At 47.2% G+C, this 14,909-nt stretch carries 5 protein-coding genes; 2 read left to right on the forward strand and 3 right to left on the reverse strand.

Translation table 11 applies throughout. The features are described 5' to 3' along the window. Positions 1-234 precede the first annotated feature (234 nt). Both FAM09_RS24400 and FAM09_RS24405 read left to right on the forward strand, forming a co-directional pair. Positions 235-3,021: an immunoglobulin domain-containing protein gene (locus tag FAM09_RS24400; protein ID WP_136579784.1), complete on the forward strand. Its 2,787-nt coding sequence runs from the start codon at positions 235-237 to the stop codon at positions 3,019-3,021. A 481-nt stretch (positions 3,022-3,502) separates the two neighbouring features. After that, positions 3,503-3,736 (forward strand): fibronectin type III domain-containing protein, encoded by a 234-nt coding sequence (locus FAM09_RS24405; protein WP_136579785.1) that lies wholly within the window; start codon positions 3,503-3,505, stop codon positions 3,734-3,736. A 204-nt stretch (positions 3,737-3,940) separates the two neighbouring features. Here FAM09_RS24405 and FAM09_RS24410 read toward each other — a convergent pair whose 3' ends face one another. The 3 genes from FAM09_RS24410 to FAM09_RS24420 all read right to left on the reverse strand — a co-directional run bounded on the left by FAM09_RS24410 (position 3,941) and on the right by FAM09_RS24420 (position 14,622). Next, a complete protein-coding gene (locus tag FAM09_RS24410; protein ID WP_136579786.1) occupies positions 3,941-5,869 on the reverse strand; it encodes a T9SS type A sorting domain-containing protein in 1,929 nt (642 codons plus the stop codon). Positions 5,870-6,273: 404 nt separating this feature from the next. Beyond that, entirely contained in the window at positions 6,274-10,119 is a 3,846-nt protein-coding gene (locus tag FAM09_RS24415; RefSeq protein WP_136579787.1) for a T9SS type A sorting domain-containing protein, read from the reverse strand. Between the two features lie 516 nt (positions 10,120-10,635). Continuing rightward, on the reverse strand, positions 10,636-14,622 hold the full coding sequence (locus tag FAM09_RS24420; protein WP_136579788.1) for a T9SS type A sorting domain-containing protein: 3,987 nt from the start codon (positions 14,620-14,622) through the stop codon (positions 10,636-10,638). Positions 14,623-14,909 lie beyond the last annotated feature (287 nt).

The raw sequence follows: 14,909 nt of genomic DNA on the forward strand, positions 1-14,909 counted from the left end.
TGAATATGCGAAAACTGGAAAAGTTCCTACATTTAACGTTGCATCAATAACGTATATAACCCTGGATTGAAGAAACCCAATGTTACCAATGCAGTGCTACCGGTAAGATGTATTTGAAGCCGGTTGATTACTGTTTACCTGATTCTCTTCTTCATAATTTCCAGCCACCATTTATCAATAATCTGCTTGATTGTATAATCAAAATATCCGACCTATTAAAACAATTCCGTACGTATGAAAAACTTTACTCAATCGGCCTCGCGCGTGTACCTGGGGCTTTTGGTGAAAATTATTATCTGCACAATCTGGTTATTGTGCATTGCGTCGGCAGCCATGTCGCGCGTTCCGGTGTTGGGGCAGAGTCCGGCACCTCAAACGGTTTGTGCCGGTTCAAACCCCACCTTTACTATTGGAACTGTTACGGGTACCAGCGGTACGGTAACTATTCAATGGCAGGTGAGTGTTAACGGCGGCGGTAGTTACAGCCCTATAACGAATGGAGCCAACTACAGCGGTGTTAATACTTCTACTTTAACCGTGTTAAATGTATCAACCGCATTCAATGGGAATATGTACCGGTGTGTAGTAACCGATGCTACGGGAAACTCCACCACTGTAGGTGCGTTGCTTACCGTAAATGCCACGCCGGCAGTTTCTTCGGCTACAAGATCAACGACAGTATGTGAAGGGGCAACCGGGGCCGGTTTGCAGGTATTTAATGATGCCAGCCTTAGCTATCAATGGCAGGTGAGCATCAATAATGGTACCACGTGGAATAATGCCACGGCTGGCGACGGTTATTCAGGCGCTAATACGTATGACCTTACCTATCCCACAGCTACTTTGGGTATGAGTGGTTATATATATAGGTATATTGCTACCAATATAACAACTGGTTGTTCTGCTACCAGTATTGCATTGGATACCTTGTATGTATTATCGAAACCGGTATTCGGCAATAGCGGCAACCTTACTCCTGTAAGTGCAACAATTTGTCCGGGTGCTAGTACGAGCTTTACTGCTACTGCTACAGGTAGCGCTGCTATAGCCTATCAATGGCAATTGAAACCGGTGGCTTCGCCAACCTGGACCGACCTGGCCAATGATGCAGTGTACAGTGGTGCGCAAACCAATACCTTGCAATTAACAGGTTTTACTCCTTTTTCGGGCAATACCTATCAGTTACGCCTGGTGGCCAGTTATCCTTCTACCTTAGGTTGCGCCATGGCAACCAATCTGGGCGCTTTATCGGTACGTACCATGCCGTCAATTGCCGTTCAACCCAGGGATACTATTGTTTGTGCCAACAGCCCTGCCGGGTTTAGAGTAACTGCTGCGGGTAGTGTAACGCTGCAATACCTGTGGGAAACAGATAACGGCACAAACGGCGGTACATGGTCAACTGTAACCGGTGCTACAACGAACACACTAAGTTTAGGGGCGGTTACCACCGCCCTGAATGGCTACCGGTACCGGGTAACTGTTACTAACAGTTTTTGTGGTGGGCCAATTACTTCATTAGGTAGAACATTAACTGTTCGCCGGTCGGGGACCTGGCTGGGTGCAAAAGATACTGCATGGCAGGAACCATTGAACTGGTGTGGCGGCGTTCCTGATAATACCATCGATGTGCTGGTGCCCAACTGGCCAACAAAGATGCCGCTGATCAGTGCCGGTACTGGCACTGCATTCTATAAAAGTATTGAAATTGAAAATGCAGCCCGCCTCACCATTAGCGGCGGAGTAATTGATAATATGACGGGGCCTTTTAATATCCAGGGAACTGTTGCTTATATAGCTACCGGTAACCAGGAAATATTCCCCGCCAACCACGGCTCGCTGGAGATCAATGGCAGTGGTAATAAATTTTTAAGCAATAATGTTGATGTAAGCAATAACCTGGTTTTGGGCGGTTCGGCTAAACTGGTGACCCGCACAAATATCCTTACTATGCGAACCGGCAGTAATCCTATTGTGACCAGCGCCTTTACCGACCCGGCCACCAGTTGGATCGTTACCGGAAATGGGAGTGCCGGTGCGGGTAATACCGGTTTGGGTAGATTGCGTATTGAACAGGTAGATGCAGCCGATGGCGCTGTGTTGTTCCCGGTAGGGCCTACCCCTGCGGCTTATAATCCCATTCAGTTGACCAATGCCGGAACAGTAGATCATTTTGCCATTGCAGTTAATGATCAAATGATACCCGGTGGTGTATTTGGTTCAGGGGTTGTGAGAACATGGCTCGTGTCGGAATCGGTGAATGGAGGAAGTAATGTAACGTTGTCGCTGAAATGGCAAGGTGGCGAAGAGCAATCTTCTTTCGACAGAACACAAACGCAGATCATCCGTTCGAACGGAACACAAATTGTTGAGGCGAGTTTAAGAGGCCCGGCCAACGGTGCAAATCCATATGCCCGCGCCGACGGTTCTTTTGCTACGCTTACCCAATTCAGTGTAACCAGCGGTGCGGTGGCATTACCTTTGGAGCTAAAATCGTTTACGGCACAAAAGTCCGGTAATGCAGCAGCAGGTTTAACCTGGAACATAACTGCTTCTACTACCGCGAAACATTTCAACGTACAAAGAGCAACCGATGGCGTTCATTTTATAACCATTGGGCAGGTGAATGCCGAGGCTGGCAAAACATCGTATAATTATACCGATAACCTGCCTGGCAGCGGCACCGTGTTTTATCGTTTGCAGATGACCGGGCAACAAAATGATATTGCCTACAGCGCCATTCAATCATTGTTGTTTAACAAAACGAACCTGGTTCAGTTGAGGCCTTCGGCAACTAATGGTTCAACAACCTATGTATATTTACAGGCAATGCACGAATCGATAGTTACTATTTATGTAACTGATATCACTGGCCGTGTGCATGCACGCAGGATGTTGCCCGTGAATAAAGGAGAGCACCTGTTGCCGCTCTGGATCGGTGGATTGAACAAAGGCGTGTACAATGTGCATGTGAAAGATTCGAAAGGAAATGCCAATGTGCTTACGTTGGTGAAACAATAGTGAGTAGCTAGTAGCGAGTGGCTAGTAGGGAGGTGTTCTTCCTTCTAACCAAATAAATATATTTAAGTGAGCTTCCTGGGTGAGTCGTCTATTATGGCGGCTCACCCTTTTTTATGGGAGAAGGTTTTGAGAAGGTTGGCTGGTTTTATAAGAAAATATTTTGCGCTATATGCTTATTGCCTGGCTTTATAAAGGAATTATTGCCGCCTATGTATAGTGTAAGCGGCCGGATAATTGTTTTTCCCCGGCGATAAGTTAAAACCGGCAGGCTATAGTTGTTTTTATTTGGTTATAAGTTAAAAGGTTGAGGCTATAATAACTTTTTTCTGGTAGATAAGTTAAAGCCGGTGGGTTATAATTACTTTTTCAACGGCTATAAGTTAAAACAGATGAGTTATAAATTTTTTTTCGGGGCGATAAGCAAATTGATCAGTTTTATAAGTTAATTCCTGAGGAAAATAAGGCAAGGGGTACAAAGACTATGTCGCCCATTAAAGAACTGAGCGTATCAATCGATCGCTCCGGTGAAGCAGTTATCAGGGTTAAAAAAGTGGCAGGCGCCAAAGCGTACATTCACCAGTATACAATCGACCCGCTTGTAGGTGACAATGTATGGGTTAACAAGGTAACTACCGATCCCGGCTACACTTTTACCGGTCTGAAATCGAAAGAGAAGTACTGGTTCCAGGTAATAGCTGTAGGATTGAACGGCTAGGAGTCTGCTTCTCCGCCAGTTGCCCGGGTTATTCAATGATAGATGAATAACCAACATATTACTTAATCTTTAGGAGCCCCGACCATCGGGGCTCTCGTTTTTTTAATAACGCCTGTTAAAACAATCGACAGGAAATTAAAATAACAACAAGGCCGCCTCAAAATTACTTTTGAACGACGGCCTCGCTATAATTTAAAATATCGCTTATCGTATTATCACCTTTCCCGATTGCTCGTATCCTTCACTGGTTAGCTTGAATAAATAGAAGCCCGGCTTTAAATCACTGCCCGGGGTTACGGTAATGATACCGTTAGCCGGTTTGTATGTGTTTGTGTACATTACCTTGCCGGTAAGATCAGTTATAGTTACCACATGATTTTTATCCCTATACTCATTGCTCACCCGAACGCTGAAATGATCGTGCGCGGGGTTAGGCCAGGCTGCAACAATGCTTTGCGCCTCTGTAATATTTACCGATACAATGGTTGAATAGGTTATCTGGCTGGTGATCTCGTCCCTCATTTGTAACTGGTAAAAGTTTTTACCAGGTACGGGATTGGGATCGGTAAAGGTATACTGGTTGACGGTGCTGTTGCTGGCGCCTTTTACAGTGCCAATAGTCGTAAAATTGATACCATCGGCAGCGCGTTGAACAGTGAACAGCGCATTGGCTTCACCGGAAGCCGACCAGCTTAACAATACTTTTTTGTTGCTGTTCTCCGCTGAAAAATGCAGCAGCCTGATCGGCAATACAGTACCAATACCTTCAACGATGCCTGCATTATTATTGCCCGAACCATTGCTTGCCCGGGTGCCGCCTGGTCCGTTGCTGTTTAAACCACCTGTACCAGGAGTGGTGCCGGTAGTAACATTGGTTGTAGGCCTGGCGCCTGTAAAAAGAATAGCGCCTTGTCCACCGCCGCCGCCGCCGCCATGAGCGCCGGCGTTATTTACGTCACCGCCATTGCCGCCGTTTGCCTGTATATTTAACCGGCAGGTTTCAGAAACGCTCCAACTGCCTACCTGTAATAAAATGGTGCCGCCTGCACCGCCGCCACCAGCGCCATCATTACCGGTGCCACTGGTTCCGGGTGAAGCACTTCCATTGGCCGAGATACTTAGTGTGGTAGAAGTGCAGTTAGTAGTTATAGCTCCTGCTTTTATGATAATAATACCTCCACCAGCTCCACCGGCTGTCTGGTTTGAATTATTACCCTGGCCGCCACCACCGCCGCCGCCCATAAACAAACGGGTGCCGGCTATTAAATAGGTGTTCAATGCTATACCACCCAGGCCGCCTGAAGGGGTAAGATTGCAGGTCCAGCCAGCGCCACCATCGCCGCCGGCAGAGTAGTTGCCGCCGCCGGCGCCACCGGCATTGTCATCACTGCCACCACCGCCGCCATTCACGCACCTGGCCCGGCCACGGGCATAGTTGGTGTTGGTGCTTAAATAGATCCCTTGTCCTTTGGCTGCGTAGTTAGCTGAGTTTGTACGGTACACACCAGGCTCACATTCATTTTCATAATTGTCGGAAATAGCGCCGCCGGTAAAGCCCTGTCCATCGGCAGTAATATTATGCCGCAGCGTTAATGTGCCGGGTACCTGTATGGCCACCACACCGCCAACGTTTCCATTGAATGCCACGGCAGGAATAGCGGCTGTAGTTATGAAATTACTGGTACCACCGGTACTGAGTTGGGTAAAACTTACTACCTGTACGCGACTGTTGTTGCCAATGGAAAATGTTTTCGACAATGGGGCGCTTAATGTAATAGTCGTTCTGCCGCCGTTAATGGCGCTGATAACAGCTATTTCATAAAAGCCCGCATTGGCAATGGCAGATAGGTTACCAAAATTAGCATTGTTAGCCGTATTGGTGCCGATAACAGTATCCTGCATTTGCATTACGATCACCTCTTCACCAACGGTAAATGTGTGATAGGTTTCATTTCGATTACTGATCGTTAACTGCGTTTTGGTCCCATTGATCGCCGTAACCCGGGCATACGAATTTACTTGCGCATGAGCGGTTACAGGTATCAATAAGACCAATGAAAGTGAAAGGGCAATTAAGAAAGGTATACAAAGTATACGGTTGGGGATACCGTATAAACGGTAGATTTGTTTCATTAGGTTCGGATTTTAGTGGGTACACTTATATTAGGGATATCCGCAACAAAGTAATGCAATTATTTCTTCCAAACACACTATTATTTTTAAACTACGTATATATGTTTGTGATATATTTATACATATTAATGTTTGCATGCATTTAATGTGGGTAGAAATACGACGATTGTTGAAATGCTTGCTGGTAGCGCGTTTCGTGAGTTTAATGGTTGTTTTGTTTAATTGTGATTTCCAGGGTCATGTAAGCAAATAATTGTATGTGTTTAGTGATTGATGAATGCGTGATGGTTGATCTACTATTTTTCGGTCGTGCTATTCCGGTGGCAATCGTCGTATTATGTGATGCAAAAAAAAGATCCCGCTGAAGGCGGGACCATTTGATGTGTTAATTACGATCGAATTGCTTATTTCACGATCACCAGTTTGCCGGTGTAGGTTTTACTGCCGGTATTGATGATGTAATAATAAGCGCCTGCTGATAATTGTGTGGCAGGAACCGCAACCCGGTACTGCCGGCCTGCTGTTACATTGCCTTTGAACAATACTTTTTCGCAAGTGCCCAGCGCATTGTAAATACCAACTGTAGCATTGGCGCTTTGAGGCGTTGTGAACTCAATAACACCATTTGTTATAACCGGGTTAGGATATGCTTTATGCGTAAAGCTGGTTACTACTGTAACCGGTGTATTTTGTTCAGCAGCCTTTTCAGTGACAACGTTGGCCGACCTTCGAGCCGCACAATCAGAATAATCTTCCGTTACTTCCGCAAAATCGGTAGTCAAACAGCCATTGGCCGGGTTGGTAACGGTGATAATGTAAGTGCCGGGGATATTAACTTCTATAGTCTTCGTTACCGCTACATAATCTTCAGGGCCCAGCCACAGGTAGGTGGCATTCATCGTATTGTTATTGGCTGTTAAATTAACAGTTGGGTTAGCGCAACTAATGGGGCTGGTATTGGTAATATTTATTACCGGCGCCGTTGTGTTCTCTGCAACCGTAGTTGGCTTGCTTGAAGTACAACCGTTCTGCGGGTTGGTGGCAGTTAAGGTGTAAGTACCGCCGCGCGTCACCGTGGCTGATGAAGAATTCGAGCTGTAGTTGTTTGGGCCTTCCCATCTATAGTTAACACCAGATGAAGTAGAACTTCCCGAAATGGTTACGTTCTTGGTAAGGCAGGTAATGGTCCCTGAGTTGTTGATAGAAATTTCTCCCGGTCGCGCGGTGTTTTCGTCAACCACTGTGATGGCTGTATCATAACAACCATTGTTTGGATTGGTAGCGGTGAAAATATACGTACCACTTCTGGTCACAGATGCATTTAATGTAGTAGCGCTGAAATTATCAGGGCCGCTCCACCTATAAACTAAATTAGGCGTTGAAATGGTAGCCATGATACCAATGCTTGGCGTGGTGCAGGTGATAATACCCGCATGGCTGGGCGTTGCTATGTTAGGTTTCGTTGTATCCATGATCACCGTTGCGGTGGCTGTTCCTGTACAACTTCCAGATGCCACTGTTAATGTATAGGTGCCTGGTGTATTTACAACCGGGTTTTGTGCATTGGAGGTATAACCATCCGTCCCGCTCCAGGTATAGCTTACGCCTGATGCCGCAGAGCTGCCCTGAAGCGCAACCGAATTGTTAATACAGTTAATGGTTCCGCCTGTTGCGCTGGCTGATATGTTAGCGGCCTCGGTTGCCACTACCTGCAAGTTGTCGAAATAATAGAATTCATCATTGCCTATGGCCCTTGCTCTTACTATCACCTGCAGCGTGTTATAGTTTCCATTGTCGGGACCAACAGCTATGTGTGCAGGGTTTTCGCCGTGCCAGTTAATGTCGCCGGTTCTTTCGTGAAACAGTACTTCGTTGCCATTATCTAGTTTATAATAGATCCGGATGTAATCCCCATAAACAGGATCTCTATTCATCACCGCGCCATTGATAACGGAGCTTCTTATGCCAGCTGTAATGCGGATACCGGTTTTTCCGGCCACGTCGATCGCGCCTGACGTCCACACTACCTCACCGGTTGTGGTGCAATTGGTGATCCTGAGTTGGTTATTATGAACCGCAATTTCAGCCGCAGACACCGTTTTAGAAGTGGTCCAGGGTGTGGCGCCTGCATCGGAAATAGTGCCATCGGGCAAACCGGTAAAATCTTCCAGCCAGGTGCTCGTTTTGGTGTTACTTACGGTAATTGTAACCGATGCCGTGCTGGTACAACCATTTACCGGATCGGTAACCGTTAAATTATAAGTACCTCCTACAGTAACTACAGGGTTCTGCTCGTCAGACGTAAAGTTGTTCGGTCCCGTCCAGCTATACGTTACGCACGAAGTGGAAGAAGAACCGTAAAGGTTGGCCGAAGAACCGCTGTTACAGTCAAGTGTTCCAAAGGCAGATGCACAAGCGCCCGGCGGGGTATTATTTAATGAAACCAGGGCGGTATCACTGGCGATGCAACCTGTTGACGGATCTGTAACGGTCAATGTATAGATACCTTCAGCAGTAGCCGATGGATTTTGCATTATTGAGGTAAAATTACCAGGGCCGGTCCAGCTATAATTTACAGGTGAGGTGGCCGGGCTGCTGCCTGTAAGGTCTACACTGTTCCTGGTACAGGTTAGTATGTCGGTAGCCGTTGCCTCTGTGCTGATGCTGGTAGTAACGTTAACTGTTGCGGTACTGGTACATCCGGTTGCCGGATCGGTTACCGTTAAATTATATGGCCCTACTGTAGTAACTACGGGGTTCTGCGCTGCAGAGGTAAAGTTATTCAGACCCGTCCAGCTATATGTTACTCCCGAAGTGGAGGAAGAGCCGGAAAGGGTAACTGAAGATGTACCGGTGCAGGAGAGTATTCCGCTTGCACTGGCGCAGGCGCCCGGGCCTGAGTTGTCAAGGATAACCACGGCTGTATCGGTACCAGAACAACCTGTAGACCAGTTCTTAACATCTAAGGTGTAAATACCTGGTTCAGTCACAACCAGGTTTTGGTTTCGTACTCCTGATGAAAAAAAGTTATTAGGTCCTGTCCAGGTATAAATTACTACACCCGGTATTTCATTACCTGACAAAGTTATTGATAAAGGGGCACAGCTGGTTATGCTGCCGGTTGCCGTAACATTTTCGGTGACAAAATCGCTTCCTGCAACCTTGATATTATCGAAATAATAGCGCTCGTTATCGGCGGAGTTGTTTGTTTTAATGATCACCTGCAGGGTACTGCCTCGGAGCGCCCAAGAATCAAAGGTAGTAGAGGCTGTACCGGTAGTGCTGGAATCTATTCCGGCTAGGTCTTCAAAAGCCAATATTTCTTCACCCCCGTCTAATTTAAAATAAATGCGGATGTAATCGAGTGTATTGAAGGAATGGTTGGGGGTGGCTTCACTACGCAGGTCAACCGAAATATATACATTCTTTTTGCCGGAAATGTTTATTTCCTGCGAAGTCCATACGCCTTCCTTCTGGCTGCTGAACGAGGTTTTGAACTCATTGTTTTGCACAGCGTAAGTGCCGCCGCCGCTGGCAGTGGCTGTCCAGGCGGTGGCGCCTGCATCGGATGTGGCGCCATTGCTGAGACCGTTAAAATCTTCTAACCAGAGCGTGGCGGGTATAGCTGCACCAGCTGTTGCTGACACTGATTGCTGGTTGCTACAGCCATTGGCCGGGTTGGTTACGAGAACCGTATAGGTGCCCGCTACACTTACGCTTGGATCTTTTTCATTGCTGGTGAAGCCGTTCGGGCCTGTCCAGCTATACGTAACCTCGCTTACCGTTGAGTTTGCAGTAAGCGCAATGACCCTTGAGCAGGCCTGGGTTCCCCCGATGGCCGTAATATCAGGCGCTGTTTTATTTTCTGTTACAGTCACACTGGCTGATCCGGTACCTGTACTATTGGTTGCTACCACTGTATAAGTGCCGGCTGTAGTAATGGTTGGGTTTTGTTGAGTGGAAGTATACCCGTTTGGTCCCGACCAGTTCCAGGTGGTAGTGCCAGATCCGGTGGCGGTGGCTGATAAACCCAATGATGGGTTGGTGCAGGTAAGTTCACCGCCGTTGCCCGCTGCTGCTGTTACATTGATAGCTGAAACCGTGCAGGGGCCTTTTTCTTTAAAAGTGGTGCCATCAACTGTTGTAACCTCGCCTGTGAGAATAGGACAGTCAGGCGAAGCCGATAAATAATTACTGAGCAAAAAAAAGAACATTAAAAGAGTAAACCGTTTGGGTATACGTTTTTGCATATATAGGGAATTTATTCACGTATAAGGCTGCCTGTATGCATGTTTTCCCTGTTCCGCCGTGGCAGAAGGGGCACTATGGTCACAGGTTATATTAATGGATAATGCCATGTATGATGCATGGCATAGGCTGTTGGGGTTGCCATACAGCCGTAAACAGGATGCATTTGGCAGGGTATTTTTGAACAACGAATTTCATCGGGTAACGGATTTTTGTTAGTAACAGAACATAGCCCTGTAAAAATGGATAGCCCGGGGAAACTGTGTCTTAGTACTAATTGGATTATGATAATTCGTTATTTGTATGTAAATAGCAATTATCGCTATTATTTGACCATTAATACGTTGAAGAGGCCGTATGAGCTATAAATAAAGGATACACTTATCTGGCAAAATAATAAATTAATGTATGCTTTAATGTAAGTAACGGAGTATAATAATCGATTAAAAACTAATATAACAAAAAAAAGACCCCGCCTTCAAGCGGGGTCTTTAATATCTGTTTTTATTGAAAACAGTTTATTTCACGATCACCAGTTTGCCGGTGTAGGTTTTACTGCCGGTATTGATGATGTAATAATAAGCGCCTGCTGATAATTGTGTGGCAGGAAGAGCAACCCGGTACAACCGGCCTGCTGTTACATTGCCTTTGAACAATACTTTTTCGCATGTGCCCAGCGCATTGTAAATGCCAACCGTAGCATTGGCGCTTAGGGGCGATGTGAACTCAATAAGCCCATTTGTTATAACCGGATTGGGATACGCTTTATGCGTAAGGCTGGTTACTGCAGTAACTGGTGTATTTTGTTCAGTAACCTTTGCCGTAGCATCAGTTGTAACTTTCCGGGCGCCGCAATCAGAATAATCTTCCGTTACTTCTGTAAAGTCAGTAGTGATACAACCGTTGGCCGGGTCGGTCACGGTGACAATGTAAGTGCCGGCGATAGTAACTGTTGTTGTGCTCATGACATCTACAAAATCTTCGGGGCCTAACCAGAAGAACGAAGCATTTGGCGTATTTGTATTTGCCGTGAGGGTAACGGTTGGGTTGGCACAGCTCAGCGGACTGGTATTACTAATAGTTAATTCAGGCATCGCTGTGTTCTCTGTAACGGTGGTCGATTTGCTCGAGTTACAACCGTTTACCGGGTTGGTGGCTATTAAAGTATAAATACCGCCGTGGGAAACTGTTGCCGATGAAGAAAAGGCGCTATACCCGTTTGGCCCTTCCCATTTATAATTCACTCCTGTTGATGAAGAAGCACCTGAAATGGTTACGCTGTTGGTTAAGCAGGTAATGGTGCCGGAGTTATTAATAGAAATTTCACCGGGTTGTACCGTGTTTTCTTCTACAATGGTGCTTGCAGTTGCAATACAACCACTGGTTGAATTGATAGCCGTGAAGGTGTACGTGCCGCCTCTTGTTATGGATGCAATCAGGGTAGATGCGCTGTACCCGTTCGGGCCGCTCCAACTGTAGTTTGCTCCGGGTGAAGAAACGGTAGCGGTGATATTGATACTTGGCGTAAGGCAGGTGATAGAACCTGAATGGGTAGCTGTTACGCCTGCCGGGGTTTCAGTATTCTGCGATACGGCCACCTGGCTCACGGCTGCACAACCGTTGTTTGGATTGGTAACAGTTAAGGTATAAGTACCTGCAGTGTTTATTGAGGTACTGGCCGTTCCGGCAATGATACCGCCGGCATTGCTCCAACTGTAATTGGCGCCCGGCACAGATGCGCTGCCGGAAAGGATAGAACTGGTGTCGATGCAGGTTAATTGTAAAGGATTGGCCGAAGCGGTTATTTCAGGTGCAGTGGTATTCATTGAAACAAAGGCCGTATCGGCGGCACTGCAACCGGTTGAGGGGTTGGTAACGGTTAACGTATAAACACCTCCGGTAGTTACAACCGGGTTCTGGGCTGTTGATGTATACCCGTTCGGTCCCGACCAGCTATAACTTACACCGGCCGATGGCGAAGATCCCAGTAGTGATACCGATGTGTTCGCGCAGGTGATTATACCGGCGGCAGTAGCTGTTGCACTTTCGTTTAAGTTAGGGGTGCCAGTCAGGTTGATGTTATCAAAGAAATACTTTTCGGTGGGGTCTGAGTTGTTGGTCCTTATAACCACCTGCAGCGTACTGCCGGAGAGGGCTGCCGAAGTAACGGTGATTGAACCCGTGGTGTTGGTAGTATTGCCAATACCAGCGAAATCTTCATATACCAGTGTTTCTGCGCCACCGTTCAGTTTGTAATAAACCCTGATGTAATCGGTTGATTCAAGGTGATCGCTTGTGGAAGTGGTTTCACTACGCAGGTCAACCGAAATGGTGACATTGGATTTGCCCGAAATGTCAATTTCCTGTGAGGTCCATACGCCTTCCGACTGACTACTGAAGGAGGTTTTGAATTCATTGTTTTGTACGGAATAAGTACCGCTGCCGCTGGTGGAAGCGGTCCACGCAGTAGCGCCTGCATCTGTAGTAGTGCCATTGGTGAGACCTGCGAAATCTTCTGTCCAGAAAGTGGTGGGCGAAGTTGCACCGGCAGTTACGGTAACTTCCTGAGAGGCGGTACAACCGTTGGCCGGATTGGTTACGGTTGCAGTATAAGCGCCTGCAGTACTTACTGAAGGGTTTTTTGCATTGCTGGTAAAACCGTTGGGTCCTGTCCAGCTATAGGTGGCATTGCTTACGGTTGAATTCACGTTCAGGGTAATGGAAGACAAACAGGCCAGGGTTCCACCGGTAGCGGTTATATTGGGTGTTGTTCTGTTTTCCGCGACCGTAGTAGTAGCGGATACAGCACATCCCGACGCTAAGGTAGCGGTTACTATATACTGACCGCCTGCGCTTACAACCGGGTTCTGTACCGATGAAGTAAAGCCGTTTGGCCCGGTCCATGACCAGGCTGTTACGCTGCTGCTGGCTGTTGCCGACAATTGCGCCGTAGCTGTACAGGTTACTGTTCCGGTTACGGTTGGTGTTATGGTAGCGGTACCGGCATTGCTGCCCGTTACATTGATGTTGTCGAAGAAGTAACGTTCTGTAGGGTCGGAATTACTTGCTTTGATAATTATCTGCAGGGTATTGCCATTGAGAGAGGCTGAATTTACCGTAACAGAACCGGTGGTGTTGGTAGTTGTACCTATTCCGGCGAAATCTTCATATACCAGCGTTTCTGCCCCGCCATTCAGTTTATAGTAAACCCGAAGGTAATCGGAGGCTTCAAAAGCATCGTTGCCGCTGGCCACTTCACTGCGCAGGTTAACCGAGAATGTGACATTCGATTTCGTAGAGATATCTATTGCCTGTGAGGTCCAGGTGCCTACGCCCTGGCTGCCGCTGAATGAAACTTTATATTCATTGCTTTGTACCGACCAGGTGCCGGAGCCGGTAACAGAAGTTGACCATGCCGTGGCGCCCGCATCAGACGTGGTGCCGTTGGCCAGGCCGGTAAAGTCTTCGAGCCAGATGGTGGACACGGTGCTGGCCGATACGGTAACTGATTGCTGGGCGCTGCACCCGTTAGCCGGATTGGTAACTGTTACTATATAAGTACCGGCCGCACAAACCGTGGGGTTTTGCGAAGTAGACGTAAAACTATTCGGTCCCGACCAGCTATACGTAGCGCCGCTTACATTAGAGGTGGCGCTGATGCTTACGCACGACCCGCAATTCAATGCGCCGCCGGTAGCGGTGATTATTGGCGCTGTTTTGTTTTCCGTAACCGTAACACTGGCTGATCCGGTACCGGTGCTATTGGTGGCTACTACTGTATAAGTTCCGGCTGTTGTGATCGTAGGATTTTGTAAAGTAGAAGTATAGCCATTGGGTCCCGACCAGCTCCAGGTGGTGGTGCCTGATCCGGTGGCGGTTGCTGATAAACCCAGTGATGGGTTGGCACAGGTAAGCACACCCGAATTGCCGGCTGTTGCTGTTACGTTAATAGCCGAAACTGAACAGGGGCCTTTTTCTTTGAATACCCGGTATTCTTCGAGGTAGTATTTTGAGGTTTGCGAACCACCGTTGTTATAGTTGTATATTTTTACAACCAATTGCACGTTGTTGCCGCTAAGTACACCCGAGATGAAATCGATGGTGCCGAAGTTGCCGGTACGTGAATCGAGCAGTGTTTCTGCACCGCCATTGATTTTGTAGTAGATCTGCACATATTCCGAACTGTTCATATCACCTTCTGAAGAAATTTTTACTGCTACCTGGAACTCTGAATAACCCGCGGTAGAAAACACCCGCGAATACCAGATCCCTACGCCGCCCAATTCCTGGGCATGCAAACGGTTCGATTTTACAGCAAAATAACCGGAGGAAGCTACATTGGTCGCATCTAAATACCACCCGGTTGCGGCAGGGTCTGAGGTCGTGCCATCGGCCCCGGTTATCCTGCCTGTTACAATGGGACAATCCGGCGAGGCCGATAAGTAATTACTTAGTAGAAAGAAAAGCAATAAAAGCGTTAATGGTTTAGGTAGTCGTCTTTTCATATAGATTGTGTTTGATCACGGGTATAAGGGTGACCGCTAATTACAGCCATTGAATGGGTGTGATCAGCGACCGGTAAATGCAAAACTTCCCGGGCGGTAAAAACCGCTCGTTCGTTCGCTGATAAGGTTGTGTAATGGAGACTAATTGAATTTCAGGTATTGCAGGGCGTTGGCTACTCTTTAAAGCGAAGGCTATTGAATGTGATCAAATTAAACACAAAGTTTCCGGGGAAACATATTTATTTTGAACTTATCTTTTCCCGTGTGCTGGTCAATGTATGATAAGT

Origin of the sequence: Niastella caeni, from assembly GCF_004834005.1 — a bacterium.
Taxonomy (GTDB): Bacteria; Bacteroidota; Bacteroidia; order Chitinophagales; family Chitinophagaceae; genus Niastella; species Niastella caeni.

Excerpts from the sequence above, each read along its gene's own strand:
- FAM09_RS24410 (WP_136579786.1), bottom strand. The coding sequence starts at position 5,869 with ATGAAACAAATCTACCGTTTATACGGTATCCCCAACCGTATACTTTGT.
- FAM09_RS24400 (WP_136579784.1), top strand. The coding sequence starts at position 235 with ATGAAAAACTTTACTCAATCGGCCTCGCGCGTGTACCTGGGGCTTTTG.
- FAM09_RS24420 (WP_136579788.1), bottom strand. The coding sequence starts at position 14,622 with ATGAAAAGACGACTACCTAAACCATTAACGCTTTTATTGCTTTTCTTT.
- FAM09_RS24415 (WP_136579787.1), bottom strand. The coding sequence starts at position 10,119 with ATGCAAAAACGTATACCCAAACGGTTTACTCTTTTAATGTTCTTTTTT.
- FAM09_RS24405 (WP_136579785.1), top strand. The coding sequence starts at position 3,503 with ATGTCGCCCATTAAAGAACTGAGCGTATCAATCGATCGCTCCGGTGAA.